The sequence below is a fragment of the Streptomyces sp. NPDC005811 genome (assembly GCF_040630405.1).
Classification (GTDB): Bacteria; Actinomycetota; Actinomycetes; order Streptomycetales; family Streptomycetaceae; genus Streptomyces.
This window is the reverse complement of the sequence record NZ_JBEXXK010000011.1, coordinates 76,840-101,598: the sequence shown is the minus strand read 5'-3', so window position 1 is coordinate 101,598 and position 24,759 is coordinate 76,840. Positions and strand designations below refer to the sequence as shown.

Sequence of the window (24,759 nt, the reverse complement as noted above, 5' to 3'; positions counted from 1 at the left end):
GCTTGGTCAGCGACTATGACCACGCGGTCTGATCGCGCGGTCATGTCTACGCAGCCGAGCGGTCGACGTCAAGAGTTCTTGCAACCGCGCGATGCACGACGAAGGAGTTACGGCGACAGCACAGGAGTACCCAGAAGGGGCATCAATACTGGCCAGCGGCTATGCCTCTGAACCAGGTCCAACGAGGAAACGCTCACCGCGCAGCCTTGACAGTGAGTCCGCCCACCGCCCACTCTTCCCCGGCATTCAATCGATCAATTTTGTTTGATTCCGTTTGATTATGGTCGCTCGGCGATCCCTATGATGCCCGCCACGACCAATTCAGCTGCGGCAGGAGCCGGGCCGGAATCCCCGCGTGCCTGCTCGCTGACGCCGATCGGTTGCTGCCGGACGCGCTGCGCGACGACGCCCGCAACAGCCACGCCGACCTAGCCGCCGCGACCGACCCGAACGCGTCCACGGTGGCCAGCAAACTCGCCCAACTGCGGGCGCGCGGCGCGTTGTTCTTCGACGGGGACGTCGACCCGGCACTGCTGGGTGTCACCGTCTCGGCACTGCCGAGGATTGGGCATGGGCATGGGCATGCTGGCCAGACAACCCGTCGCCGACCGGCAGGAGACCCTTGCGCGTCCGCGGAGCTCGCAGCCAGCCGGGCGGCCACGCCCGACGCCCCGGCTTCGAACGCGCACTCTCCCCCGAAGCGCCCCAGCGGATGGCTGCGCCCGCCCCGTAAGCTGTATACACGAAAGTGTGCGTAGGGATGGACAGGGAGTCTCATGGCGCGGGCGGCCGGCAAGGGCGAGGCGGTTTACGAGCGGCTGAAGGGCGACATCGAGTCGTTGCGGCTGCGGCCGGGGGCCAAGCTCAGCGAGGTCCAGCTGGGTGAGGAGCTGAACGCTTCACGGACGCCGGTACGGGAGGCGATCCGGCGGCTGGCCCGGGAGGGACTGGTCGACTTCGTGCCGGGAGAGGTGGCCCGGGTGGCTCCGATCTCCCTGGGCGGGGTCCGGGCGTTGTTCGAGTTCCGGATGCTCCTGGAACCCCGGGCGGCCGCGTCGGTCGCCGCGGCGGGCTCGGCCGACGAGCGGGTGCTGGTCCCGTTCCGTGGTCTCCTCGACCGTCTCGAGGCGTTCGACGAGTCGTTCCGCGCGCTGGACTCCGCCGCCCAGACGGGCTCGTACCAGGAGTTCTACGGCATCACCGAGGCGTTCGACCAGGCGGTCATCGCGGCCTGCCGCAATCCGTACCTTGCCCGTACGATCCGTGATCTGCGCAGCCAGACCGTACGTCTGCGCCATCTCTCGCACAGTGGGCCGCGCCGCATGCTGACCTCGCTGGAGGAGCACCGCGCGATGCTGAAGGCGATCACGCACGGGGACGCCCAGGCGGCGGAGGCGGCCAGCCGACACCACCTCGCGCAGACCCTGCAGGCCCTCATCGACAGCCTGACCAGCCAGGATCTGGCACTCGGCACGGACGTGTCCCTGGACGTCACAGGCTGAGGGGCGATCGCCGGGTCCACGGGAAGCGCTCTGCCTCATCGCACCCGCGGACCTGTGGTTTCTTCACGCCGACTAATGTATACAGGAGTGGATACATCAGTCGACCGATGCGAGGTGCCCTCTCATGCCCTACACCGTCGGCGCCGCCGACCTGCTGGGGTTCGCCGCCGCCACCGCCGAAACACACGGCGTCCCGCCCGCGGACGCCCGGCTGCTCGCGGACACCCTGGTGACCGCGGAGCTGTGGGGGCACGCGTCCCACGGGATGCTGCGGCTGCCCTGGTACCTCGACCGGCTCGCGAGCGGGGCGACCAGGACCGTCGCCGCCCCGGAGATCGTCAGCGACAACGGCGCCGTGCTCGTGGTCGACGGCCACGACGGTCTCGGCCAGGTGCTCACCGACCGAGCGGTGACCTGGGGCGTCGAGCGCGCCCGCCGAAGCGGCGTCAGCGCGGTCGCCGTCCGCAACTCCGGCCACTTCGGGACCGCCGCCTACTTCACCCGCAGGGCCGCCGAGCAGGGCTGCGTCGCGCTGCTGGCCACCAACGCCAGCCCGGCGATGGCCCCCTGGGGAGGACGGGAGAAGCGGATCGGCACCAACCCCTGGTCGATCGCCGCGCCCGCCGGCCGCTACGGCACGGTCGTGATGGACATCGCGAACACGGCCGTGGCGCGCGGCAAGATCTACCACGCCAAGGAGCGCGGTGCCCCGATCCCCGAAAGCTGGGCGGCCGACGCGGACGGTGTGCCGACCACCGACCCGCGCCGCGCGATCGAGGGCCTGATCCTGCCGATGGCCGGCCACAAGGGCTACGCCATCTCCTTCATGTTCGACGTGCTGGCGGGCGTGCTGACCGGCAGCGCCTTCGGCACGTCCGTCGTCGGCCCCTACCGGCCCACCGGACGAAGCGGCGTCGGCCACCTGCTGATCTGTCTCGACATCCGCTCGATGGCCGACCCGACGGAATTCGAGCAGCGGATGGCGGCCCTGATCGAGGAGACAAAGGACACCCCGACCGCGCCCGGCACGGACGAGGTCCTCGTCCCGGGCGAGCCGGAGATCCGGACCGCCGAGCGCCTGCGCACCGAGGGCATCACGCTCGTCGACGACACCTGGGCCGCCCTCGCACGCATCGCCGCCGCAACCGGCGTACCCCTGCCCCTCCCCGCCGACTCCCAGGAGCTGCCCGCATGATCGCCCTGACCGTCTCCCTCCAGGTCACCCCCGGCTGCCGCGAGGACTTCCTCGCCGCGATCGAGGAGAACGCCGAGCGCTCCTTCACGGACGAGCCCGGATGCCGCTTTTTCGACGTCGTCTGCGACCTGGCGGACGAGCACCACTTCGTCTTCCACGAGCTCTACGACGACGAGGCCGCCGTCGAGGCGCACCGCAGCGCGCCGCACTTCAGGGTCTGGCGGGAGGCCGTGGCCCGGTACGTCGTCCCCGGCAGCCAGGTCAACACGCTCTCGCGCCGCCTGTTCCACCATTCCTGACCTCCTCGAACCCGTAAGGAGCCGCCCCCATGTGCACCGCCCAGCCCACCGCGCCGAACCTGCTCATCCGCCCCGACGAGGTCGAACGCTTCGACCGGGGCGGCGGTGTGGCCACCCTCCCCTACGTCGGGAAGTGGAACTCCGAGAAGGCCCTCGTCACCACCGGCCAGACCGTCTTCCAGCCGGGCACCGGACTGCCCCTGCACAGCCACAACGTCGAGGAGTCCGTCCTGATCCTCGAAGGCGAGGCGACCGCCGAGATCGACGGCGCGTTCTTCGACCTCGCGCCCGGCCAGGCCACCTGGGTGCCGGCCGACGTCCCGCACCGGTTCCTCAACCGCGGCGAGGGCGTCATGCGGATCTACTGGGTCTACGGCGGCCGGGACGTCACCCGCACCATCACCGCCACCGGCGAGACCTTCGCCCACCTCTCGGCGCACGACAAGGGAGGGGCTCCCACGTCATGAGCGGCACCATCCAGATCGTCAACCCGGCCACGGGGCGGCCGATTTCGTCCTACGACGCCTGGGACGCCGTACGGATCGAGGCGGCTGTGGAGCGCGCGCACGACGCCTGGCGGGCCTGGGCCCCGGCCCCCGTGGCGGAACGGGCCGCGCGGGCCGCCGACCTGGCGCGCGTCCTGCGTGAGCACAAGGGACAACTGGCCGAACTGACGGCGACGGAGATGGGCAAGCCGGTCGGTGAAGCGGAAGCCGAGGTGGAGAAGTCCGCCCTGACCGCCGAGTACTACGCCGGGCAGGGACCGGGCATCCTCGCCGACGAGCACGTGAGCGCGGTCGAGGGCGCCGACGCCTGGGTGGCGTACGAGCCCATGGGCCTGGTTCTCGCGGTGATGCCCTGGAACTTCCCCGTCTGGCAGGTCATGCGCTTCGCGATCCCGTCCCTGGTGGCGGGCAACGGCGTGCTGCTCAAGCATGCCTCGAACGTGACGGGCAGCGCACTCGCCCTCCAGGACGTCTTCGCCAAGGCGGGGTTCCCCGAGCACCTGGTGACCGCCCTGGTCGTGGCGGACGCCGACGTTCCCGATGTCACGGCACGCCTCATCGAGGACGACCGCGTCGCCGCGGTCACCCTGACCGGAAGCAACCGGGCGGGTGCGGCCGTCGGCGCGGCGGCCGGACGGGCGGCGAAGAAGTCCGTGCTGGAGCTGGGCGGTTCGGACGCCTTCGTCGTCCTCGACGACGCCGACGTCGAGGCCGCCGCGGCGGCCGCCGTACGGGCGCGCTTCACCAACTCCGGCCAGAGCTGCGTGTGCGCCAAGCGGTTCATCGTCGCCGAGGCGGTGGCGGACGCGTTCATCACCGCCTTCGTCCGGGGCGTGGAGGCGCTGCGGATCGGTGATCCGCGGGAGCGTTCGACGCAGGTGGGCCCGCTCGCCCGGGACGACCTGCGGACGGCGATCGCACGCCAGGTGGAGCAGTCCGTCGCCCTTGGCGCGCGGCTGCTCACGGGGGGCCGGCCCCTGCCCGGTGAGGGCTGGTTCTTCCAGCCCACCGTCCTCGTCGACACCGGCCCGGGGATGCCGGCCTTCGACGAGGAGACCTTCGGCCCGCTGGCCGCGGTGACCGTCGCCCGCGACGACGACGAGGCCGTACGGCTGGCCGAGGCCAGCGTCTTCGGGCTCGGCCTGAGCGTCTGGACGGCCGACACGCGACGCGGGGTGGCACTGGCCCGCCGTGTCACCAGCGGGGCCGCGTTCGTCAACGCCGTCGTCGCCTCCGACCCGCGCGTGCCCTTCGGCGGCACCAAGCGCAGCGGCTACGGCCGCGAACTGGCCGCCGCCGGCATCCGCGAGTTCACCCACACCCGCACCTACTGGGTCGCCCGCTGACCCACCGCGTCCCCGCGGCGCCCTGTGAAGACCCGCCCGGCCCTGTGCGCCGGGCGGGACCTTCGTGTGCCCGCGCACCTGCCGGTTTCCTGCCGAATCCCTGTCCGGACCCGGTGTACGCATCGTTTCCAAGTGATGTCGACAGAGGGCTATACAGAGATGTATTCACCTCTGTATACAGGAGTGAATCCCAGTCGTTCGAGCCTTCTGAAAGGAAGCACCATGTCCAGCTCTCCGCAGGCGACCGCTACGCAGCGCGGCGTCGGGTACTGGCTGCGCCAGTTGTGGGTCCAGGTCCTCATCGGTGTGGCGGCGGGCATCGTGGCCGGTGCGGCCTGGCCGGGCGCAGCCGAGCAGATGCAGCTGTTCAGCGACGGGTTCGTCGCCCTGATGAAGATGATCGTCGCGCCTGTGCTGTTCTGCACCGTCGTCCTGGGCGTGGGCAAGGTCGACAGCATCGGCCGGGTCGGCCGGGTGGGCGCGAAGTCGCTGCTCTACTTCGTCGTCCTGACGGGCCTGTGCATGGTGGTCGGTCTCGTGGTGGGCAACGTCTTCCAGCCGGGTGCGGGCATGCACATCGACGCCTCCGACCTCAGCACGCAGGACCTGCCGGAGAACGCCACCAGCACCCACCTCAACCTGGCGGACTTCCTCCTGTCGATCATCCCGACGACGATGTTCTCCGCCTTCACCGAGGGCGAGATCCTCCCGGTCATGCTCGTCTCGGTGCTGTTCGGCATCGGCATCAAGGCCGTCGGCGAACCGGCCGAGGGCCTGCTGCGGGGCGTGGAGAACCTCTCCAAGGTCGTCTTCAAGGTCGTCGGCTGGGTCATGCGTACCGCCCCGCTCGGCGCCTTCGGCGGCCTGGCCCTCACCGTCGGCAAGTACGGCATCGGCACCCTGCACCAGCTGCTGATCCTGATCACCCTCTTCTCCGTGACCTGCCTGCTCTTCATCCTCGTCGTCTTCGGCGGGCTGCTGCGCTACACCGGCCTGAACCTGTTCAAGCTCTGCCGCTACCTCAAGGAAGAGCTGATGATCATCCTCGCGACCTGCTCCAGCGAGGCCGTCCTGCCCCGCATGGTCGACAAGATGACCCACCTCGGCGCCTCCCGCCCGGTCGTCGGCCTCACCCTGCCGGCCGGCTACTCCTTCAACCTCGACGGCACCGCCATCTACCTCACGATGAGCTCCCTCTTCCTGGCGCAGGCCCTGGACATCCACATGTCCCTGGGCGAGCAACTGGTGATGCTCGGCATTATGATGATCACCAGCAAGGGAGCGGCCGGCGTCCCCGGCGGCGCGTTCGTCGTCCTGGCCGGCAGCGTCGGCATCATCGGCCATGTCCCCATGGCGGCCCTCGCCCTCATCGTCGGCATCGACCGCTTCCTCAACGAGGGCCGCATCCTCACCACCGTCCTGGGCAACGCCGTGGCCACGATCTTCATCGCCAAGTGGGAAGGCGAGTTCGACCTGGAACGCGCCAAAGCCGTCCTCGACGGAAAGGACGTGCCGCCGCCCCTCCGCGAAGCCGACGAACACGGGCGCGAGCACCCGGCAACCGATCTCCCCGGCACCGCCACCGCGCCAGCAGCGGGCTGACCCCTCTCAGGTCCGGGCGCCCGCGCGGCACCCCACCGCCCGACGGACGGCGGCCGCCCTCGGCCCTGACTCCCGAGCCACTCGCCCCTTCCCCGAAACCCGGCCCCACGACACGCCCCCACCGCAGCGGCGGCCTCCCGTCACCGTTTCCGCGGCTCGGCAACGGAGCCTCCGGGTTTCTGCGGCTCGGCAACGGAGCCTCCGGCGAGAGGCTCGAACACCGCCATGGCCCGGCTGACCCCGCCGCAAGAACACCCCGCACCGCAGATCCGCCGGCCCGGCTGGGTGCGGTCGGTGTTCTGGCCGCCGCTCGGCGTTGGCGGTCCGGCACGCGATCAGCGTCCGTCACCGGACGAAAAAGCCACGCGGCACCGGAGAGCACGGCTGGGCCTCCGACGTGGACGAAACCCGACAGCAGGACAACCCGAGCGCGCACCGCTCCTTCCGAACCGCCGAGTACGGCGGCGGCAAGGGACCAGGCCGGACGCGGTCCGAGGAGTGGGGTCCGGCGAGGTGGACAGTTGCAGTCTTGCCGTAGCAGTGACCAGCTCGGGCCAGCGCTCGTATGCGGTGGCGCCTTCGTCATGGCAGGCCTGCACCAGGCGATGGAAGAGTTGCAGCGGATCGAACCCCGATCCGGGCGACGCGTGCCGCGTGGGCGGCGATCAGCTCGGGCTGCTCGTCGAGCGTCGCCGGGTGTGCCCCCTGCGACAGGTCAGCCGGCATCCGCCCCCTGCTCGTCGTCATCGCCGTGCTTCGCTTTGATCCGCCCGATCCGCGCCGCATGCCGCACCGATCGGGAACCCAGGGCACCTGGAGTCTCTCGTCTGCAAGCGACCGCCCACGTCCGCAGAACGTACCGGCCGTGCACCCCTCAAACTGAGAGTGAACAGGATTCCTTCCCCGCATGGTGACTACTGGTGACGGTGAGAAAACGACTCGACAGCCCGCGCGAGATCGCGGACATCGGCTTCGCACCCGCGGTCGGCACACCGACCGGCGTCGAGATCATGTCTCTGGCGGAGCTGCGGGAGCGGGCCCCCTTCCGCATGGGCAAGGCAGGGCTGAGGCAACCGCAGCGGCCGACCTTCCACCACCTGGTCACCCTCTCCAGCGGCACCTTGTGGCACACGGTGGATTTCACCGGCTATGCCCTCAAGCCGGGCTCCTGGCTGTGGATCCGGCCCGGCCAGGTGCAGCAATGGGGTGATCTGCACGAGGCCGAGGGCACTCTGATCCTCTTCGAGCGCGACTTCCTGGATCCGGGCACCGTGGCGGCAGCGCGCCTGGACGATCCGCACGCCCCGGTGCTCCAGATTCCCGACACCGAGGACCGTCACGCGTTGGAGATGGCCGTGAACCATCTGGCGCTGGAGTTCCCTGCGCTGCGCGGTATTTCGCTGGAGGCCCACATGGCGGTGCTGCGCCACCTGCTGGCGGTTCTGGTGCTGCGCCTTTCGCAGCGCACCATGCCCGTCGGCAGTCCGGCCCCGGAGCCGGGTGAGACGTTCGTGCACTTCCGTGATGCGGTCGAACGCGACTTCACCCGCACACGCCGTCTGGAGGACTACGCCCGGGCTCTCGGCTACTCGTCCCGCACCCTTTCCCGGGCGACACTGGCCGGTGCGGGGGTGGGGGCGAAGGAGTTCATCGACCGGCGGGTGATGCTGGAGGCCAAACGCCTGCTGGCGCACGGCAGCCTGCCGGCGTCCCGGATCGCGGCGCAGCTGGGCTTCACCAGCGCCACCAACTTCAGCAAGTACTTCCAGCAGCGCGCCGGTCAGTCTCCGATCGCCTTCCGTGCGAGCGTGCGCGGCCGCTCCTCGGAGAGTGGCCGGGGCGATGTGCCCGGTACCGGGTGACCAGGGCGGTGAGGGCCGCGCCTGCGAGCGGTGCCAGCAGATAGATCCACAGAGGTGACCAGTAGACGGGCTGGTGGGCCCAGAGGGCGGGGCCGAACTGGCGGGCGGGATTGGCGGACCCGCCGGTGAGGGTGCCAAAGGTGACGATGACCACGGCGGTTGCCAGGGGCAGCGCGAGCGGGATCCACCGCGCCCACACGGGGCGGGACATCAGCAACAGGGCGACCGTGAGAATCGCCGCGGTTGCCGCACCTTCGGCGGCGAACACGGCGGCGGCCGACCATGTGGGAGCGGGCCGGACCGCGGCGTAGTCCATACGAGCGTCGACCACCGGGCCCCAGGCGGGCCAGGCCGGTGCCGGCCAGGGAACCCGCGAGCTGGGCGGCGACGTACGGCAGGACTCGGCGGCCGGGGAAGGCGCCGGTGACCCACAGGGCCAGGGTGACGGCCGGGTTGAGGTGCCCGCCGGAGCGACGGCCCGTCGGGGAGGACAGCGCCCACGCGAGCGCCGCCCCGACGATCACGGCCACGACGGTGAGCCTGAGGTGCGGCCCGGGCAGAGCCCGGCTGAGCGGGGAGGCCATCACCCATCGAACGGCGGTGACCAGGACGAACAGCACGCCGCCGGTGAGCGCGAACTCCACGGCGGCCGCGGCCCGGGCGGTCGTGCCGCCCTGGACCGCGGGCCTCCCGACGGCCCGCCACGCGCGCGCACGGGTGGAGGTGAGCATCGGTCAGCCCCAGGTCATCTCGCCGGTGGCGACCTTGGTGCCCAGCTCCAGGGCCACCAGCAGGCCGAGGTCCGGGTGGCGCTCGATGAGCGCGGCCTTCAGCGCCTCGGAGTCGTTGCCGCTCCTGGCCAGCTCCTCCTCGAACCCGGCGAGGTAGGTGCGGGTGTAGGTGATCACCGAGGCGTCGGTGGGAGAGTCGGCGGAGCGGTGGCCGGCGACCACGAAGCGCGGGGCGAGCCGTTCCATCTCCTCGAGCGTCTCGGCCCAGGCGGCCCGCTCGCGCGGCGTGGGGGTGTCGGCGGTCCACACGTGCAGGCCGGCGAAGAGCAGCACCCCGCCCACGACCGCGCGGTCCTCGCTCTGCCACAGGTACTCGGTGCGCCAGACCAGGTCGGGGTGGCCGCCGCGGAGCTCGAAGTCGTGCCCCTCAAGGCTGACACGGTCCCCGTCCAGCACCTCGGGGACGATCACTTCGGTGGGCAGGTTCCTGCCCAGGTGCGCCCAGGTCTTGAGCTTCTTCTCCCAGCTGGCCTTGATCCGCTCCACCGTGGTGGCGGTGGCGACGATCCGGGCGTCCGGGAACGCCTTGCGGATCACTTCCAGGCCGAAGTAGTAGTCGGGGTCGGAGGTGGTGACCACGACGGTGGTCAGCTCCTTGCCGCTGTCGATGATGTCCGCCAGGACCCGGTGCTGCTCGGCCAGCGTGAACTGGCCGTCGACCAGCAGGGCTTCGCGCTCGCCGGTGATCAGGACGGACGACTTGTGCAGTCCGGTGTCACCGGCGGTGTGGACGGTGTAGGTCAGGGAGGTCGACATGGTGGTGGCGCCTTTCAGACTGGTGCAAGGGTTGGGGGTTCAGGCGGTCGTGGTGGTGGCGAGGTGCTGGTCCAGGGCGCGGGTGAGCGCGTCGGCCGAGGAGACGGGGCCGCCGAGGCGGTCGGTGCCGTGTGCGGTGTGCAGCAGCAGCGTCGGGTAGCCGTCGACGCCCAGGCGGCGTACCTCGAGGAAGTCGGCCCGCGCCTCCGCACGGGTGGCGGGCGAGGCGTACGCGGCCGCCACCTCGTCGGCGTCCAGACCCAGCTCGGAGGCGAGGTCCCGGTAGACCGCGGGGGCGGAGAGGCTGCGGCCGTCGACGTACCAGGCGCGCTGCATCGCGGCAGCGGCGTCCAAGGCGTTCGCGCCCGGCTGGCTGCGCAGCGCGACCAGGCCCGTGGCGGCGTCGGCGGAGTCCATCACGACAGTGCCGTCCGCCAGCGCGGCACGGTAGCCGTCGCCGAAGGTGACGCCGGTCAGCTGGGCGATGCGCTCGTTGGCGCCCGGAATGTGCGGGTAGGCCGACACCGGCAGAGCTCGCGGGCCGGTGAAGAGGCCGCCGGACAGCACCCTCAGCTCGATCCGGTCCGCGTTGGCGGCGGCGAACTCGTGCAGGGCCGGGCCGAAGCCGTAGCACCAGCCGCAGTAGGCATCGAAGGCGTAGGTCAGTCGCATGGGCTTCGCGGAGCTCATCGTGTGTCGTCCTTTCCGGATTCCGTCACCCGGCCACCTGTCGCGGTCGGGCTGACACACGCAAAGCTATGGTCAGGACAGGGGTCCACTCGGATCCGGAGACGACGATCTATGGTGAAAAACCGACACTCTCGACGTCCGGGAGGCCCTGCCGTCCGGCACACCGGCGACGGCACCGCCCGCGGCGACGACATCTGCGAACACGGAGGCTTGGCCGTGCACTTCTCCGACCGCCGGCGGTGGCGCGTCCTCCAGACCCGGCCGCGCTGACCGCCCCGCGCGACCGGGCGGTGTCGCCGTGGTGACGCGGTCAGGCATCGAGGGGGCACCCGCCGCACAGCGAGGTCCTCGCGCAGAGCTGGTTGAGTCGAAGGTGCTGGTCTTGCTGGACTTGCCGGTGCAGTTCCAGGCGGGGAGGTTCAAGCCGGCCCGCCAGGTGGCCAGGTCGTCCCAGGGAGGTGCCCGCCGTGGTGCGGCGGCATGCTGGACTCCACAGTGCGGACCGGCGGAACGAGGTGACCGTCATGATCGACCTGGCGTCGCGGCTTTCCGGACTACCGGAATCACGCGGAGATGCACCCTGGCCGGGCCACGAGTACGTGAAGGGCTGGGGCGTGTTCGGCCTGCCCTTCTCGTCCGGGCACGTGCTCGCACTGAGGGTCTTCCCGGAGAGCTCCTTCGGCGCGTACCGGACGGTGTGGCACCGCACTCCCCACGGCCGGTGGTCGATCCACGTCGACGGGCCACGCCTGGAGACCTCCTGCCCCCGGTACTACGGGCCTGCCTGCGAGCACATCGGATTCGCCCGGATCCACCTCACCTGGACCGGGCCCGCGTCGCTGAGGGTGACGACGGACGCGCCCTCCCTGGACTGGACGCTCACCGCCCGCTCCACGCCCGTCCTCACTGCGATGAACGCCGTCAGCTCGGCACTGCCGCTCGCGAGCTGGCGTCCGCGAGTGCTGGTGCGAAGCCGGGAACTGATGGCCGGCGCGCTCGGACTGGGCCGCGTGGAGATGGCCGGCGTGATGCCGAGCGGGCACACCGGCACCCTGCTGCCCGAGCGGATGTACTACATCGCCGACGCCCGAGCCGTCCTCGACGGCACGGACCTCGGGCACCCGGTTCGGCTGGACCGCAATCCCCGCATCGGCGAGGTGCCGCTCCCCGCCCGCGGCATCCTGGCGATCGGCCAGGCGGCCTGGCAGATCCGGGACCCCGCGGAGTACGAACGGACCCGTGCGGAAAGCGGCCGGACGGATCCCGAAAGCCGGTGAGTGCCGACCAACCAGCCGCGCCGGACCACAGCCTCGACCGCCTCGACCAGCGCGTCCGGCTCCCAGCTCAGCCTCCCGGAGAACGGCGACCGCGCGGTCCACATCCTCCTGGACGTCTACGAGCGCGTCCTTCAGCGCAACCCCGGGCTGCCCGCCGGCATGCTGGTGATGGAGCACGGCCGCCTGGCCGACCCCGAACAGCAGGCCCGCGCCGTCGCACCGGGCATCCCGGCATGAGCACCCGGCAGACCGTCATCGGCGTCAAAGGCCCGGAGCACGCCATCACCTACGACGAAGCGCTCACCCTGCACACCGTGGGCACCGCGCGTCTGAACGGTGAGGAACACCGGTGTGGCGCCCTCGAGACTCAGAGGCGCGAGCTGTCGTCCTGCCGCTGATCGCCTTCGGTGCCCTGTGCTGCTGTGGACGGGTGAGTAGGCCGGGGAGCCTCGGCCGGGTAGCCGTGGCCGTCATGACCCGCACCGGGGACGGTGGGGCCGCGCCCCCTTGACGGCCCCACCGGGCGCCCGGCCCGTGCCGTGCTCACCCTCTCCGGCGTCCGGACTCAGCAGTTGGCGAGCCACTTGTGGGACAGCACCTTGAGGCCGGGGCCGCCGCTGACGCCAGGGCCCTTCACGCCCTGTCCGATGCAGCCGAGATACCCGGAGTAGCCCGTTCCGGAGTAGAGGCCGACCCCCTCGTACGAGGAGGAAGTCCCGTTGTTGTAGACCGACTTGACGTTGCGGTCGTCGGCCCATGAACACTTCACGGTCCCGCTGGTCCAGTCGCTGTCGGCGTTGCTCCAACTGCAGCGGTTTCCCGTGTAGTTGATTTGGTCCCAGACGCACAGGCTGCCGGAAGGGCAGTCACTCGCGGCGGCTTCGGCGGAACTCGGCGCCAACAGGCCCAGAGCCGCCACCGTGGCGGCGACGACGGTCGCGCTCAGAGTCCTGCGGGCTGTGCGTGTTGTGACGTTCATTCATGGTCCTTTCCCGTGAGTGATCTGCCGGCGGAGAACACGTCTCGGGCCGGCCCCTCGGCGGTGCGTGCGCCGATTGTGGAATGCCGACCTTGCCGAAACCTTGTCCGATCCGTACGCGCCTCCATGAGCCGTTCGGCGGCGTCGAGAAGGGCCCTGACCAGGGACGGAAGGGGTTCAGGACCAGGCACTCACCTTGTTCTTCATGGTCCGAGTCGGTTTCGTTCGGTGATGCTCTCGGGTCGTCTCACGGCCTTGCCCACGTCGTAGCGGGTGCCGGGCCGCCGGTCCTTCGAGCCAAGTGGCCTTCCAGGCACGGGCGTTGAGGCTTCAGGCGCATGGGCCGGCAGGTGATATGTGGGCGGACGTTTCTGAACCCTGGAGACGGTCCCAGGCCATCGCGTGGGCGGCGCCGTACCGGTCGGTGACCTGCGTCGTGGCCGCGTCCGGCTCGCCCCAGGTGTCCGCGCTTCGGTGGTCGCCCGCCCTGGGGACAGGCCAGGAAGTACTCCTTGAGCGAGGGCGTCGGCCGTCTCATGACGCATGCGCGGGGCGTCGTAGCCGGCGTCGAAGACGATGAGGATGTCGCGGTGACGTCGTCCTCGGGCCCGAGACGGACTGCGTCCAGGAGCTGGCACCCGGCGTCCGACCCGATTCGAGGGCGGCGACGAAGGAGTATGGCCGGCCGGGGATGAACTGGTTCGAGGTCCGTCCGCTGCTGCGCCCGTAGACATGGCAGAACAGGCGGTCCGCACCGGTGGGGGCGTCGGGGCGGAGCCAGTTGCTGATGTCGACGGCAAGAACCAGGCGCCGAGGCACGTCCACACTCAGCCGGGGATGAGGCCGGCCGACGGACCGGTCGAAGCCCTAGGTGCCCACCGCGCCTTGCACGAATCTCCGAAGGTGCGCACGCACGGCGTCGGGCTGCTCCAGCCAGGGCTCGTGCCCAGCGCCCTCGATCCGCGTCAGCGGAAGATCGAGCCGGAAAGCGAGTGATTCGAGGGCCGACAGAGGGCGGGGATCGTCGACCCCACCGAGGAGCTCCGCTCGCGCGGGCAGGCGCACACTGAGTTCGGCAAGGTGCTCATCGAGCGGGTCCGCGCGTCCTTCCTTGCCGAGTTCCCTGTTCATGGCCCAGTTGACGGGGCGCCGCTGCCGGGCACCCTGCGCGGCCCAGCGCCACCCACGTCCGGGATCGGCATGGTCGGTGAACCAGGCCAGCGTGAGCAGTTCGACTTCCTCCTCCTCCGTACGGCGTGGCAACTCCTCCAATGCGCGGAGCCGCTCCTGCTGCGCTGCGGACATACGGCGGTCACGCTGCGCTCGGTCCCCGGTGCGCCAGTCACCGACGAACGGCCCGCACATCAGCAGCATTCCGGCAACCCGGTCAGAGTGCGCCAGACAGAACCGGCTCGCCAGGTCGGTGCCGTAGGAGTGCCCGACCAGCACGGCCCTGGACACCTCCCATGCGTCGAGCAGCTCGGCGAGGTCGTCGACATGCCGGGCGAGGGAATGGCGGCCCTCCCACGGGGATCGGCCGGTGCCACGCTGGTCGTACCGGTACACGGGCGCGAGGTCCGCGACCATCGGCGCGACATCGCACAGGTAATCCGGCAGCCCCGGACCGCCATGGAGCATGACCACGGGCGGCTGCCGAGTCGTGTCCCCCAGTGCCATCCAACGTAACTGCGCCCCGTCGCTCATCGACACGAGGCCCTGCGTCTCCATCAAGGTCACCGCGGAGAACCTACCGATGTCACCGAGGTTCCGCCAAAGGTTAAAGAACAAGATCACCCCGGCAGCCTGCACACCTGCGTCGGCGGCCTCCTCCTGGTCACCCCGGCCGGCACGCGGTAATCAGTCCACTCAGCCGAGACTGGCTCTGTCCCGGTGGCGCGAGCAGCCGTTGAGATGAACCTCTTGGCGGCCGCTCCCGAAAGGTGTCGATGACCATGCCGCGTACCCGTTCGTTCGTTCAGGTCGACGTGTTCTCCACGAGCCCCTACTCCGGCAATCCGGTCGCGGTCGTCCTGGACGGGACGGACCTCAGCGATGAGCAGATGCAGCAACTGGCGCGCTGGACGAATCTGTCCGAGACCACGTTCGTCCTGCCGCCCACGGTCCCCGAGGCGGACTACCGGCTGCGGATCTTCACCCCCGGAGGCGAGCTGCCGTTCGCGGGGCATCCAACCCTCGGCTCCGCGCGTGCCTGGCTGGACGGCGGCGGCACCCCGCGGCACGCCGGACACCTCGTGCAGGAGTGCGCCGCAGGACTGGTCACCGTGCGCCGCGGTGAGGAGACCTTGTCCTTCGCCGCCCCGCCCCGGGTGCGTACCGGCCCGCTCGACGACGCGTATCTGAACCGGATCGTGGCCGCGTTCGGCATCACGCGGGAGCGGGTCCTGGCCCATCAGTGGGTCGACAACGGACCCGGCTGGGCCGTGCTCCAGCTGGCCACCGCCGAGGAGGTCCTCGCCCTCGAACCCGACCTGGCCCTGATCCCGGACGCGATGGTCGGTGCGATCGGCGCCTGGCCCGAGGGGTCCGCGTACGCCTTCGAGCTGCGTACGTTCGCCCCGGGCGCCGGTGTTCCCGAGGACCCCGCGTGCGGCAGCATGAACGCCGCCGTGGGTCAGTGGCTCACCTCCACCGGCGCCGCCCCCGCGGCCTACCGGGTCTCGCAGGGCGCGAGGGTGGGACGGGCCGCGAGTATCGAGGTCACCGCCGCTACGGACGGCACGGTCTGGGTCAGCGGCTCCGCCGTCATCTGCATCCGCGGCACCCTCACCCTCTGACCGCCGCACCGTCATGGGCCGTCATGGGCCGTCATGGGCCGTCATGGGCCGTCATGGGCCGTCATGGGCCTCAGGGGAGAGGGTCTTCATGGTGACGTAGCTGGTGACCGTGGCCACGCCGGGCAGGGCGGCCAGGTGGTGGGCGTGGAAGTCCTCGTACGCGGGCAGGTCGGCGACCTCGACCTGGAGCAGGTAGTCGAAGTTGCCGGTGATGTGGTGACAGGCGACCACCTCGGGCAGCCGGGTGATCCCGCGTTCGAACGCGACCACGTCCGCGCGGGTGTGCCGCGTCAGGCGGACCCCGGCGAAGACCCGCAGACCGCGGCCCACCGCGGCAGGATCGATCAGCGCCCGGTACCCGCGGATGACGCCGGCCTCCTCCAGCTGACGCACGCGGCGCAGGCAGGGGGACGGCGACAGCCCGACCCGGGCGGCCAGCTCGTTGTTGCTGATGCGGCCGTTGCTCTCGAGTACGGCCAGAATCGACCGGTCCACCTCGTCCATGGTGGCAGATTATTGCGCCGCGCCATTGGATACCACAATCGTGCTCTGCCGGTGAGCGCAATTTGCTGCCAAAGTTGCCGCGATCAGCTCATGTGCGAGCGATGGTCGGTCACGCTTCATGGCGTCGTAACCGACGTCCATCGAGGGGCAGGCCATGCCGGGCAAGAGCACCATCACCGTCCACTCGGATCGCGAGATCCATCCCACCCGCGCCGTGGCGCCACCCATCTACCAGACGGCGACGTTCTGGGCCGAGGACGGCGAGACGTTCGCGCAGGGCGCCGTCGAACCGCGCGGCAAGGACTTCTACACCCGCTTCGGCAACCCGAACCACGCACAGGTCGCGGCCGTGGTCGCGGAGCTCGAGGGCACCGAGGCGGCCATGGTCACCGCGTCCGGGATGGCCGCGCTCACCACCGCCGTCCTCGCCCTGGTCTCCGCCGGTGACCATGTCATCGGGCAGAAGTCCACCTACGGCGGCACCGGTTCGGTGCTGCTGAACCTGCTCCCCCGCCTCGGCGTGTCCACCACCCAGGTCGACCAGACCGACCCGGAAGCATTCGCCAGGGCCCTGACCTCCCAGACGCGCCTGATCCTGGTCGAGACGCCGAGCAATCCGCTGTTGCAGATCACCGACCTGCGCGCCGTCGCGGACCTGGCCCGCGCGCACGACGTGCTGACCCTGGCGGACAACACCTTCGCCACCCCGCTCAACCAGCGGCCCGCGGACCTCGGCATCGATCTGGTCTGGCACAGCGCGACCAAGTACCTCAACGGCCACTCCGACGTCTCCGCCGGAGTGATCGCCGGACCCGCCGAACTCCTGGACCGGATCTGGGACGTCGGCCTGCTCACCGGCGCCACCCTCGGCCCCATCGACGCCTGGCTGCTGCTGCGCGGCATACGCACCCTGCCCCTGCGCATGCCCCGGCACAACACCAACGGCCTGGCCCTCGCCGAGGCGCTCAGTGGGCACCCGGCCGTTGCGAAGGTGCATTACCCCGGCCTGACGACCCACCCGCAGCACGACCTGGCGGCCGGCCAGATGAGCGGCTTCGGCGGCGTGCTCGGCATCGAGTTCACCGGCGGCTTCGAGACGGCCGACGCCTTCCTCGGCAAGCTGCGCTACTCCCTGCGGTCGGCGAGCCTCGGGGGCGTGGAATCCCTGGCCGTGCACCCGGCATCCATGTGGCGCGGCATGCTCAGCGAGGACCAGATCGCCGAGTCGGTTCCGCCGGGCCTGGTCCGGCTGGCCGCGGGCACGGAGGACACCGCCGACCTGGTCGCCGACGCGCTGGCCGCCGCCGACGCCGTACACACCACGACAGCGACCGCCTGAACCACCCGGCCGGTCACACGGTGCGCTGACGCCCGCCATGGGTGTGCCCACGTGATCGGCGCGGTTCTCGACATCATCGGCCCCTGCGCCCGGCAGTTCGACGAAGAGGTGCACCTCCATGCCCAGCCCGCAGAACCATCGCCTCGCCGACCCCACACCCGCTCGAGCAACCACCCACGATTCACCCCACAGCGGCACCCCGCTCGTCCGTGGGCTCAAACAACGTCACCTGTCGATGATCGCCCTCGGCGGTGTCATCGGCGCGGGCCTGTTCGTCGGCTCCGGCGCCGGTATCGCGGCGGCCGGACCGTCGATCGCCGTCGCCTACGCACTGTCCGGCGTGCTCGTCACGCTGGTGATGCGCATGCTCGGCGAGATGTCGGCGGCGAACCCGGCCTCCGGCTCGTTCTCGGTGCACGCCGAGCGGGCCATCGGGCCCTGGGCGGGCTTCACCGCCGGCTGGATGTTCTGGACGCTGCTGTGCGTGGGCGTCGGCGCCGAGGCGATCGGCGCCGCCGGCATCATGACCGGCTGGTTCCCCGGCACCCCGTCCTGGATGTGGGTCCTGCTGTTCATGACCGCGTTCTGCGCCACGAACCTCGCGGCGGTCCGTAACTTCGGGGAGTTCGAGTTCTGGTTCGCGGCACTCAAGGTCGGCGCGATCTCCCTCTTCCTGGTGCTGGGCGGCCTCGCGATCCTCGGCGTACTGCCGGGCACGCACGCCCCGGGCACGGCGAACCTCGCCGGTGCGGGCGGCTTCCTGCCCCACGGCGTGAACGGCCTGGTCGTCGGCCTGCTCACCTCCGTCTTCGCCTACGGCGGCCTGGAGACGGTCACCATCGCCGCCGCCGAGTCCGAACACCCTGTGCGCGGCGTCGCCACAGCCGTACGCACCGCGATGTGGCGGATCGCCGTCTTCTACGTCGGATCCATGCTGGTCATCGTCACGCTGATCCCGTGGAGCGACCCCGCCGTCACCACCAGCGGCCCGTACGTGGCGGTCCTCGACCACCTCGCCATCCCCGCCGCCGGCCCGCTCATGAACGTCATCGTGCTCGTCGCCCTGCTGTCCGCGATGAACGCCAACATCTACGGCTCCTCCCGCATGGCGTACTCCCTGATCGCCCGCGGACAGGGCCCCGAAGCCCTCGGCAAGGTCTCCGGCGGGGTGCCGCGGCGCGCGGTGATCGCCTCGTCCGCCTTCGGCTTCGTCGCGGTGCTGCTCAGCTACTGGTGGCCGCAGACCGTCTTCACCTGGCTGCTCAACATGGTCGGCGCGGCCGTGCTGGTGGTGTGGGGTTTCATCGCCGCCGCCCAGCTGCGGATGCGTCGCCGGCTGGAGCGGGAGGCACCCGAGAGGCTCGTCGTGAAGATGTGGGCCTTCCCGGCCCTGACCTGGGTGGCGCTGGCGGGAGTGCTGGCGATCCTGGCCCTCATGGCCCGCCAGGGCGACACCCGCGTGCAGCTGTACTTCACCGGCGGCCTGACCCTGGCCCTCTCCCTCATCGGCTACCTGCGGCAGAGAGCCGTGACCGCCCGCGCCTGATCTGCGCGTCCGCGAGCAGAGCCGCAGCGGCAGCGGCAGCCACCACCTGATCTTGATCGATCCGCAAACGTCCACAAAGGAGCGCAACCCATGAAAACCCTGCTCACCGGCGGCACCGTGGTCAGCATGGACCCGGCTGTCGGCGATCTCGTCCGCGGTGACGTCCTCATCGACGACGGCGTGATCGTCGGGGTCGCCGAACGGATCGAGGCCCCGGACGCCGAGCCGATCGACGCGACCGACCGGATCGTCCTGCCCGGATTCGTCGACAACCACCGCCACACCTGGCAGACCGCGTTCCGGGGCATCGGCGCTGACTGGACGTTCGCCGAGTGGGCGTCGGCCATGCACGGCACGCTCAAACCCCACTACCGGCCCGAGGACGTCTACGCGGGCACCCTCCTCGGCCGCCTGGAGGCCCTCCACTCCGGCGTGACCACGATGCTGGACTGGTACCACGTCGCGCAGACGCCCGAGCACGAGGACGCCGCCGTCGCCGCGCTGCGCGACGCGCCGGGACGGTCGGTCTTCTGCCTCGGCGCCGGCTGGGGATCCCCCGGCCCCGTCGACGCCGCCGTCCGCCGCGTCCGCGCCGACCTGACCGGGGACGGTCCGGTCACCATGGCGCTCGGGCTGCGCGGCGTCGAGGCCACCGGGACGGACACCGTCGCCCGGGAGCTCGAGCTGGCGGCCGAACTCGGCCTGCGCACCAGCCTGCACGTGGACATCGCGAGCGGGGCGGTCGCCCATCTGCGCGAGCACGGTCTGTTGCGGGACACCACCACGTTCGTGCACGGCAACGGGCTCAGCGACGAGGAGCTGCGGATGCTCGCCGACGCGGGGAGCTCGCTGTCGATCAGCCCGGACGTCGAGCTGAAGATGGGCTTCGGATCGCCGACGACCGGCCGGGCCCTGGCCGCCGGCCTGCGCCCGACCCTCTCCGTCGACGACGTCCCGTCCGCCGGCGGCGACATGTTCTCCACCATGCGTACGGCCTTCGCCGTGCAGCGCGGCCTGGACGGCGGCCTGCGCTCCCGCGACCTGCTCGCCTTCACCACGATCGACGCCGCCGCCTCCTGCGGACTCGCCACCCGAACCGGCAGCCTCACACCCGGCAAGGACGCCGACATCATCCTGCTGCGCGCCGACGACCTCACCGTCTTCCCCGTCACCGACCCGGCTGCCACCATCGTGAGCGCCGGCCACCCCGGCCTGGTCGACACCGTCCTCGTCGCCGGCCGGGTGGTCAAACGCGACGGCGTACTGGTGGACGTGGACCTGGCGGCCCTGAGGACCCGACTGGTCGAATCCCGTAACCGGATCGCAGCCGCAGCCGGCATCCCGCTCGACGGCACCTGGCGCCCCGAGCCGGCATCGAAGTAGGCGCGCCCTGCGTCGCGGACCTCTGCGTCTCGCCGCTGCCGGAGGTGCGCTGCAGAGCCGGTCGGAAACTCGGATCCGCCTCAGCGGTCACGGACTCCCAGCAGACCCTGCGGAAGCGTGACGCTTGAATCCACCATGGGGAAGTCCTCGCTGACGACACCTCGCACCAGGTCTGAACTGCGGAGATCGACCTGCGACAGCAACGGTGAGGCGCCGTTGGGTGGTCGAGCGGCGCTCTCAGCAGCGACGTCGCCACCACGGCATCTCAGGCGGTGTTTGCCGGGTCGTGACAGGTTCGGCGGAGCAGGATCTCGTCCAGAACGACGACCACGTGGCGCAGTTCACGCGCGGCGCGGGGCGGCAGCATCATGAGAGCCTCTGCGAGAGAGTCGCGGGCCCACTCCTCGCCGCAACATGGGCAGATGAACTCGGCTTCCCAGGGTCTCCACCGACGCCGAGTGCCATGCACGTGAGCTGTCCACACACTGACAGCGGCAGACACCTGTCCGGGCAGCCATCGATGACTCTCCAGCTGTCGGATGGCTGCGTTGGCGGACCCGGACAGGCCAGGAACATCACGGAAACGCACCCAGGGGTTCCCGAGATGCCCGTGCTTGCGACGTGCCGCAGGTTTCCTACGCGGCACGGCCCCTTCGAGGAACGTTCATGCTCGCATCATCGCATGACGGCGCCGGCGAAGATCTGGTGGCGCCCGCAGCGCGCGCCGCCGACAGGCAAGGGTCCATGCGCAGGGGGCCTGTTCGCCTGCTCGTGACGTGCCGAAGTTCCGTACGGCGCGGCGGCCGGCGCACTGGCGGCTGCCGTCGGGGAGTTCGTCCAGCTCCTGCTCGGCGAGTGTGGCGCGCACGTCCTCGGTGATGTGAAGCGGGTAGATCAGGTGGAGCTTGCGGGGCGGCGGGATCGGGCCGGGCGGGTGACGCACTGGTCGATCACCCACAGCAGCCCACCCGTCCCAGCCCGGGCGACGTCGAGGTGCGGACCTTGATCCGGGAGAACGGGACGGCCGTCGCAGTTCCCCCGCGCGCACCCAAGGAGGAGCACTCGAAGTAGCCGTCTCCGATCCTCGTTGCAAGCTGGACCTCCCCCGCCGAGGCCGTCCTACCATGTCTGTTCTGCCGTACCGCACTCAGGAAAGCGGCTCGGGAACTTCACCGGGCTTGACGGGCACGATGGCAACGCGAGTGCAGCCCACGGCTTTCAGTTCGGTGCGGCGGTGCTTTGCCGACCGCTTGTCGTACCCGCCGGCCGATGCCTGCGGGGTGCCGTCCGGGTCGGTCCACAGCAGACCGTAATTCTGTGTCGCGCTCGTCGTGGAGATCATCACTCTCGTCATGGAGATCATCACTGCCCCGCCCCCGGCGGCCGTAAGCACGCCGCGAGTCCCGAGGACGATCACACGACCGCCGATGGCAGGACACCGGCCTCTTCACCACCCCACCTCGGCGCCCCGCGGACTTCTCGACGGCCGGCTCGCCGCGCTGTGGCTTGACGATGTCGCGGAGGCCGTCCGGTTCGCCGCCCGGACAGCGGCTCCGAACTGCTCGGTCGCCGGCCCGAATCCGCCGTGGCGGGACCAGTCGGCACAGCTCGCGACAGCCGCTCGCACCTGACGGGCAGACAGGTCGCGCCGGGCAATCCCGTCCGAACCGTTGACGCGTTGGCCGGATGACGCCCATGATCGGGCCACTCGATGTCAGCGTTGACACAAGTCATCGTTGACATCTCTCCCCGGTCGGCGGTGTGGACGACATCGTGGACCAGGGCGTCACATTGTCGGGCCGCCCGCGCAGGCTGTGCTGCGTGGACGGCCGCAGCACAGGAGACACCATGAGCTCTGGACGTGTATCCCGGCGTGTCCGCGCGCGGATGACCGCCGCGGCGGCCGTCTGCGCCCTGTCCGCCGCCCCGCTCTCCCCCCAGGCCGCCGCGGCCGACACCCCGCCGTACTCCGAGACCTATCGTCCCCAGTTCCACTTCACTCCGGAGAAGAACTGGATGAACGACCCCAACGGCCTCGTGTACTACAAAGGCGAGTACCACCTCTTCTACCAGTACAACCCGAGCGGCAACGGGTGGGGCGACATGTCCTGGGGCCACGCGGTGAGCACGGACCTCGTCCACTGGCAGCAGCTGCCGCTCGCCCTGTCGCACGACGACAAGGAGATGGTCTTCTCCGGCAGCGCCGTCGTCGACGAGAACAACACCACTGGTTTCGGCACCAAGAAGAACCCGCCCATGGTGGCGATCTACACCAGCCACAGCACATCCACCGGCATCCAGTCACAGTCACTCGCCTACAGCACCGACCGCGGCCGCACCTGGACCAAGTACCAGGGCAATCCCGTCATCGACATCGGCTCGAGGGACTTCCGCGACCCCAAGGTCCAGTGGTACGCGCCCACCAAGAGCTGGCTGATGACGGTGTCGCTGTCCGCCGAGCACAAGGTGCGGTTCTACTCCTCCAAGAACCTCAAGGACTGGACGCAGCTCAGCGAGTTCGGACCGGCCGGCGCCACGGGCGGCGTGTGGGAGTGCCCCGATCTGTTCCCCCTCGCCGTCGACGGGGACCCGAACACCATCAAGTGGGTCCTGGTCGTCAACATCAACCCCGGTGGCGTCGCGGGCGGTTCGGCGGCCCAGTACTTCATCGGCGACTTCGACGGTACGAAGTTCACCGCCGAGGACGACGGCACCTACACCCCGCCCGCCGGCACCGTGCTGCAGGACTTCGAGGGCACCGGTTTCGGTGCGTGGACGGCCACGGGCACCGCGTTCGGCCCGGGACCGGCAGCCGGGACGCTCGACGGACAGCAGACCGTCGCCGGCTTCGACGGCAAGGGCCTCGCCAACAGCTTCCACTCCGGGGACGCCACCACCGGCACCCTCACCTCGCCCTCCTTCACCGTCACCAGCCCCTACCTGAACTTCAAGATCGGCGGCGGCCGGCACCCGCACCAGCCCGGGAGGATCCTCGCCGACTTCGAGGACGGCACCTACGGCGACTGGACGACGACCGGTGACGCCTTCGGCCCGGCACCGGCCACCGGCACCCTCCCCGGGCAGCAGCAGGTCTCCGGTTTCCAGGGCGGCGGCCTGGTCGACACCTTCCTGAACGGCGACGCCGGCACCGGCACCCTCATCTCACCCGAGTTCACCATCGACAAGCGATACGTCAACTTCCTCATCGGCGGCGGCAACCACCCCGCCGACTCCGCCGACCCCACCGCCCTCGAACTCCTCGTCGACGGCCAGGTCGTCCGCAGCGCCACCGGGAAGGACGCCGAGGCACTCGAGACGGCCTCATGGGACGTCCGCGACCTCGCCGGCAAGAAAGCGCGGATCAGGGTGGTCGACGACAACACGGGCGGCTGGGGCCACATCAACGCCGACCAGATCGTGCTGTCCGACATCCAGGCCCAGCCCGGCTCCCAGGAGACCTCCGTCAATCTGGTCGTCGACGGCCAGGTCGTCCGCAGCGCGACCGGCTCCGACAGCGAGACGCTGGACTGGGCCTCCTTCGACATGCACCCCTACCTCGGCCAGGAAGCGCGGATCCAGCTCGTCGACATGAACACCGGCGGCTGGGGCCACATCCTCGCCGACCAGTTCACCGCAGCGGACTCCCCCGCCCTCTCCGTCCTTCAGCGTGCCCACTGGGCGGACTACGGCAAGGACTACTACGCGGCCGTTTCCTGGGAGAACGCCCCGGGCGGCAAGCGGTACATGGTCGGCTGGATGAACAACTGGGACTACGCGGGCGCCATCCCCACCTCCCCCTGGCGCGGAGCGCAGAGCATCCCCCGCCAGCTGGCGCTGCGTACCGTCGACGGCCGCGTCCGGCTGACCAGCGAGCCGGTGAACAGCGTGAAGTCCCTGCGGCAGGCCTCCCCGGTGACCGCGACCGCCGGCCTCGTGACGAACACGTCGAGGGCACTGGCCGGTCCCGCCGTCGACGGCAAGGCGCTCGACATCGAGGCCACCTTCTCCCCCAAGGACGCCGAACGTTTCGGGCTCAAGGTACGCACCGGCGCCGCAGGCGAGGAAACCGTCATCGGCTACGACACCACGACCCAGGAGCTGTACGTCGACCGCACCCACTCCGGCGCCGTGGACTTCAACAGCACCTTCCCCGGGATCCAGACCGCGCCTCTGAAGGCGGCGAACGGCAAGATCAAACTGCGGATCCTCGTCGACTGGTCGTCCGTCGAGGTCTTCGGCGGCGACGGTGAAGCGGTGATCACCGACCAGATCTTCCCCGACCCGGCCAGCCAGGGGGTCCAGGTCTTCGCCGAGAACGGCTCGGCGAAGCTGGACAAGGCCACCGTCTGGCACCTCGACCCCACCCACGACTGACGCAACGGCCACA

22 protein-coding genes and 3 pseudogenes are annotated in these 24,759 nt (G+C 70.4%); 16 read left to right on the top strand and 9 right to left on the bottom strand.

Annotation, left to right across the window (positions count from 1 at the left end; genetic code table 11):
- Positions 1-776 precede the first annotated feature (776 nt).
- The 7 genes from ABZ490_RS14220 to ABZ490_RS14190 all read left to right on the top strand — a co-directional run bounded on the left by ABZ490_RS14220 (position 777) and on the right by ABZ490_RS14190 (position 8,312).
- Entirely contained in the window at positions 777-1,502 is a 726-nt protein-coding gene (locus tag ABZ490_RS14220) for a GntR family transcriptional regulator (protein ID WP_358989007.1), read from the top strand.
- 124 nt (positions 1,503-1,626) lie between these two features.
- Positions 1,627-2,697, top strand: a complete 1,071-nt coding sequence (locus ABZ490_RS14215) for an Ldh family oxidoreductase (RefSeq protein WP_358989005.1) — start codon at positions 1,627-1,629, stop codon at positions 2,695-2,697.
- Positions 2,694-2,996, top strand: a complete 303-nt coding sequence (locus tag ABZ490_RS14210; protein WP_358989003.1) for a putative quinol monooxygenase — start codon at positions 2,694-2,696, stop codon at positions 2,994-2,996. The genes ABZ490_RS14215 and ABZ490_RS14210 overlap by 4 nt, the downstream gene beginning before the upstream one ends.
- Before the next feature lie 29 nt (positions 2,997-3,025).
- Positions 3,026-3,463, top strand: a complete 438-nt coding sequence (locus ABZ490_RS14205; RefSeq protein ID WP_358989001.1) for a cupin domain-containing protein — start codon at positions 3,026-3,028, stop codon at positions 3,461-3,463.
- Positions 3,460-4,848 (top strand): aldehyde dehydrogenase family protein, encoded by a 1,389-nt coding sequence (locus tag ABZ490_RS14200; RefSeq protein ID WP_358988999.1) that lies wholly within the window; start codon positions 3,460-3,462, stop codon positions 4,846-4,848. The genes ABZ490_RS14205 and ABZ490_RS14200 overlap by 4 nt, the downstream gene beginning before the upstream one ends.
- 222 nt (positions 4,849-5,070) lie before the next feature.
- Positions 5,071-6,450 carry a C4-dicarboxylate transporter DctA gene (gene dctA / locus ABZ490_RS14195; RefSeq protein ID WP_358988997.1) on the top strand — a complete coding sequence of 460 codons (1,380 nt, stop codon included), beginning with the start codon at positions 5,071-5,073 and terminating at the stop codon, positions 6,448-6,450.
- A gap of 920 nt (positions 6,451-7,370) precedes the next feature.
- On the top strand, positions 7,371-8,312 hold the full coding sequence (locus ABZ490_RS14190) for an AraC family transcriptional regulator (RefSeq protein WP_358988995.1): 942 nt from the start codon (positions 7,371-7,373) through the stop codon (positions 8,310-8,312).
- On the opposite strand, the gene ABZ490_RS14185 is transcribed toward ABZ490_RS14190, so the two are convergent.
- The 4 genes and pseudogenes from ABZ490_RS14185 to ABZ490_RS14170 all read right to left on the bottom strand — a co-directional run bounded on the left by ABZ490_RS14185 (position 8,203) and on the right by ABZ490_RS14170 (position 10,549).
- Positions 8,203-8,628 carry an aquaporin gene (locus tag ABZ490_RS14185; protein ID WP_358988993.1) on the bottom strand — a complete coding sequence of 142 codons (426 nt, stop codon included), beginning with the start codon at positions 8,626-8,628 and terminating at the stop codon, positions 8,203-8,205. The two genes, ABZ490_RS14190 and ABZ490_RS14185, sit on opposite strands and share 110 nt — an antisense overlap.
- Positions 8,629-8,713: 85 nt before the next feature.
- Positions 8,714-8,896: pseudogene (locus tag ABZ490_RS14180) on the bottom strand (aquaporin); the annotation flags it as partial.
- Positions 8,897-9,046: 150 nt separating this feature from the next.
- Positions 9,047-9,859, bottom strand: coding sequence for an MBL fold metallo-hydrolase (locus ABZ490_RS14175; RefSeq protein ID WP_358988991.1), 813 nt, complete (start codon positions 9,857-9,859; stop codon positions 9,047-9,049).
- A 39-nt stretch (positions 9,860-9,898) separates the two neighbouring features.
- Complete coding sequence (locus ABZ490_RS14170; RefSeq protein ID WP_358988989.1) at positions 9,899-10,549, bottom strand: DsbA family protein; 651 nt, start codon at positions 10,547-10,549, stop codon at positions 9,899-9,901.
- 524 nt (positions 10,550-11,073) lie between these two features.
- On the opposite strand from ABZ490_RS14170, the gene ABZ490_RS14165 reads away from it, so the two are divergent.
- The 3 genes from ABZ490_RS14165 to ABZ490_RS14155 are packed head-to-tail and all read left to right on the top strand — an operon-like array spanning position 11,074 to position 12,224.
- Positions 11,074-11,826: a hypothetical protein gene (locus tag ABZ490_RS14165; protein ID WP_358988987.1), complete on the top strand. Its 753-nt coding sequence runs from the start codon at positions 11,074-11,076 to the stop codon at positions 11,824-11,826.
- On the top strand, positions 11,827-12,063 hold the full coding sequence (locus tag ABZ490_RS14160) for a hypothetical protein (protein ID WP_358988985.1): 237 nt from the start codon (positions 11,827-11,829) through the stop codon (positions 12,061-12,063).
- A complete protein-coding gene (locus ABZ490_RS14155) occupies positions 12,060-12,224 on the top strand; it encodes a hypothetical protein (protein WP_358988983.1) in 165 nt (54 codons plus the stop codon). The genes ABZ490_RS14160 and ABZ490_RS14155 overlap by 4 nt, the downstream gene beginning before the upstream one ends.
- A gap of 167 nt (positions 12,225-12,391) precedes the next feature.
- Here ABZ490_RS14155 and ABZ490_RS14150 read toward each other — a convergent pair whose 3' ends face one another.
- The 3 genes and pseudogenes from ABZ490_RS14150 to ABZ490_RS14140 form a co-directional block, all read right to left on the bottom strand.
- Complete coding sequence (locus tag ABZ490_RS14150) at positions 12,392-12,805, bottom strand: peptidase inhibitor family I36 protein (RefSeq protein ID WP_358988981.1); 414 nt, start codon at positions 12,803-12,805, stop codon at positions 12,392-12,394.
- A gap of 203 nt (positions 12,806-13,008) precedes the next feature.
- Positions 13,009-13,615: pseudogene (locus ABZ490_RS14145) on the bottom strand (hypothetical protein); the annotation flags it as partial.
- A gap of 57 nt (positions 13,616-13,672) precedes the next feature.
- Positions 13,673-14,533 (bottom strand): alpha/beta hydrolase, encoded by an 861-nt coding sequence (locus tag ABZ490_RS14140; protein WP_358989206.1) that lies wholly within the window; start codon positions 14,531-14,533, stop codon positions 13,673-13,675.
- Between the two features lie 224 nt (positions 14,534-14,757).
- On the opposite strand from ABZ490_RS14140, the gene ABZ490_RS14135 reads away from it, so the two are divergent.
- Entirely contained in the window at positions 14,758-15,600 is an 843-nt protein-coding gene (locus tag ABZ490_RS14135; protein WP_358988979.1) for a PhzF family phenazine biosynthesis protein, read from the top strand.
- Between the two features lie 51 nt (positions 15,601-15,651).
- Here the strand turns inward: ABZ490_RS14135 and ABZ490_RS14130 are convergent, their stop codons facing one another.
- A complete protein-coding gene (locus ABZ490_RS14130; RefSeq protein ID WP_358988977.1) occupies positions 15,652-16,104 on the bottom strand; it encodes an Lrp/AsnC family transcriptional regulator in 453 nt (150 codons plus the stop codon).
- Positions 16,105-16,258: 154 nt separating this feature from the next.
- Here ABZ490_RS14130 and ABZ490_RS14125 point away from each other — a divergent pair, with 154 nt between their 5' ends.
- The 3 genes from ABZ490_RS14125 (at position 16,259) to ABZ490_RS14115 (ending at position 20,372) form a co-directional block, all read left to right on the top strand.
- Positions 16,259-17,443: an aminotransferase class I/II-fold pyridoxal phosphate-dependent enzyme gene (locus tag ABZ490_RS14125; protein ID WP_358988975.1), complete on the top strand. Its 1,185-nt coding sequence runs from the start codon at positions 16,259-16,261 to the stop codon at positions 17,441-17,443.
- A 235-nt stretch (positions 17,444-17,678) separates the two neighbouring features.
- A complete protein-coding gene (locus tag ABZ490_RS14120; protein ID WP_358989204.1) occupies positions 17,679-18,989 on the top strand; it encodes an amino acid permease in 1,311 nt (436 codons plus the stop codon).
- A 90-nt stretch (positions 18,990-19,079) separates the two neighbouring features.
- Complete coding sequence (locus tag ABZ490_RS14115) at positions 19,080-20,372, top strand: amidohydrolase family protein (RefSeq protein WP_358988973.1); 1,293 nt, start codon at positions 19,080-19,082, stop codon at positions 20,370-20,372.
- A gap of 1,147 nt (positions 20,373-21,519) precedes the next feature.
- Here the strand turns inward: ABZ490_RS14115 and ABZ490_RS14110 are convergent.
- A complete protein-coding gene (locus tag ABZ490_RS14110) occupies positions 21,520-21,714 on the bottom strand; it encodes a hypothetical protein (RefSeq protein ID WP_358988971.1) in 195 nt (64 codons plus the stop codon).
- Positions 21,715-21,841: 127 nt separating this feature from the next.
- On the opposite strand from ABZ490_RS14110, the pseudogene ABZ490_RS14105 reads away from it, so the two are divergent.
- Both ABZ490_RS14105 and ABZ490_RS14100 read left to right on the top strand, forming a co-directional pair.
- A pseudogene (locus ABZ490_RS14105) lies at positions 21,842-22,003 on the top strand (carbohydrate kinase); the annotation flags it as partial.
- Positions 22,004-22,220: 217 nt separating this feature from the next.
- Positions 22,221-24,746, top strand: coding sequence for a GH32 C-terminal domain-containing protein (locus ABZ490_RS14100; protein ID WP_358988969.1), 2,526 nt, complete (start codon positions 22,221-22,223; stop codon positions 24,744-24,746).
- Positions 24,747-24,759: the final 13 nt, after the last annotated feature.

Excerpts from the sequence above, each read along its gene's own strand:
- ABZ490_RS14220 (WP_358989007.1), top strand. The coding sequence starts at position 777 with ATGGCGCGGGCGGCCGGCAAGGGCGAGGCGGTTTACGAGCGGCTGAAG.
- ABZ490_RS14215 (WP_358989005.1), top strand. The coding sequence starts at position 1,627 with ATGCCCTACACCGTCGGCGCCGCCGACCTGCTGGGGTTCGCCGCCGCC.
- ABZ490_RS14210 (WP_358989003.1), top strand. The coding sequence starts at position 2,694 with ATGATCGCCCTGACCGTCTCCCTCCAGGTCACCCCCGGCTGCCGCGAG.
- ABZ490_RS14205 (WP_358989001.1), top strand. The coding sequence starts at position 3,026 with ATGTGCACCGCCCAGCCCACCGCGCCGAACCTGCTCATCCGCCCCGAC.
- ABZ490_RS14200 (WP_358988999.1), top strand. The coding sequence starts at position 3,460 with ATGAGCGGCACCATCCAGATCGTCAACCCGGCCACGGGGCGGCCGATT.
- dctA (WP_358988997.1), top strand. The coding sequence starts at position 5,071 with ATGTCCAGCTCTCCGCAGGCGACCGCTACGCAGCGCGGCGTCGGGTAC.
- ABZ490_RS14185 (WP_358988993.1), bottom strand. The coding sequence starts at position 8,628 with ATGGACTACGCCGCGGTCCGGCCCGCTCCCACATGGTCGGCCGCCGCC.
- ABZ490_RS14175 (WP_358988991.1), bottom strand. The coding sequence starts at position 9,859 with ATGTCGACCTCCCTGACCTACACCGTCCACACCGCCGGTGACACCGGA.
- ABZ490_RS14170 (WP_358988989.1), bottom strand. The coding sequence starts at position 10,549 with ATGAGCTCCGCGAAGCCCATGCGACTGACCTACGCCTTCGATGCCTAC.
- ABZ490_RS14165 (WP_358988987.1), top strand. The coding sequence starts at position 11,074 with ATGATCGACCTGGCGTCGCGGCTTTCCGGACTACCGGAATCACGCGGA.
- ABZ490_RS14155 (WP_358988983.1), top strand. The coding sequence starts at position 12,060 with ATGAGCACCCGGCAGACCGTCATCGGCGTCAAAGGCCCGGAGCACGCC.
- ABZ490_RS14150 (WP_358988981.1), bottom strand. The coding sequence starts at position 12,805 with ATGAACGTCACAACACGCACAGCCCGCAGGACTCTGAGCGCGACCGTC.
- ABZ490_RS14140 (WP_358989206.1), bottom strand. The coding sequence starts at position 14,533 with ATGGAGACGCAGGGCCTCGTGTCGATGAGCGACGGGGCGCAGTTACGT.
- ABZ490_RS14135 (WP_358988979.1), top strand. The coding sequence starts at position 14,758 with ATGCCGCGTACCCGTTCGTTCGTTCAGGTCGACGTGTTCTCCACGAGC.
- ABZ490_RS14130 (WP_358988977.1), bottom strand. The coding sequence starts at position 16,104 with ATGGACGAGGTGGACCGGTCGATTCTGGCCGTACTCGAGAGCAACGGC.
- ABZ490_RS14125 (WP_358988975.1), top strand. The coding sequence starts at position 16,259 with ATGCCGGGCAAGAGCACCATCACCGTCCACTCGGATCGCGAGATCCAT.
- ABZ490_RS14120 (WP_358989204.1), top strand. The coding sequence starts at position 17,679 with ATGATCGCCCTCGGCGGTGTCATCGGCGCGGGCCTGTTCGTCGGCTCC.
- ABZ490_RS14115 (WP_358988973.1), top strand. The coding sequence starts at position 19,080 with ATGAAAACCCTGCTCACCGGCGGCACCGTGGTCAGCATGGACCCGGCT.
- ABZ490_RS14110 (WP_358988971.1), bottom strand. The coding sequence starts at position 21,714 with ATGATCTCCACGACGAGCGCGACACAGAATTACGGTCTGCTGTGGACC.
- ABZ490_RS14100 (WP_358988969.1), top strand. The coding sequence starts at position 22,221 with ATGAGCTCTGGACGTGTATCCCGGCGTGTCCGCGCGCGGATGACCGCC.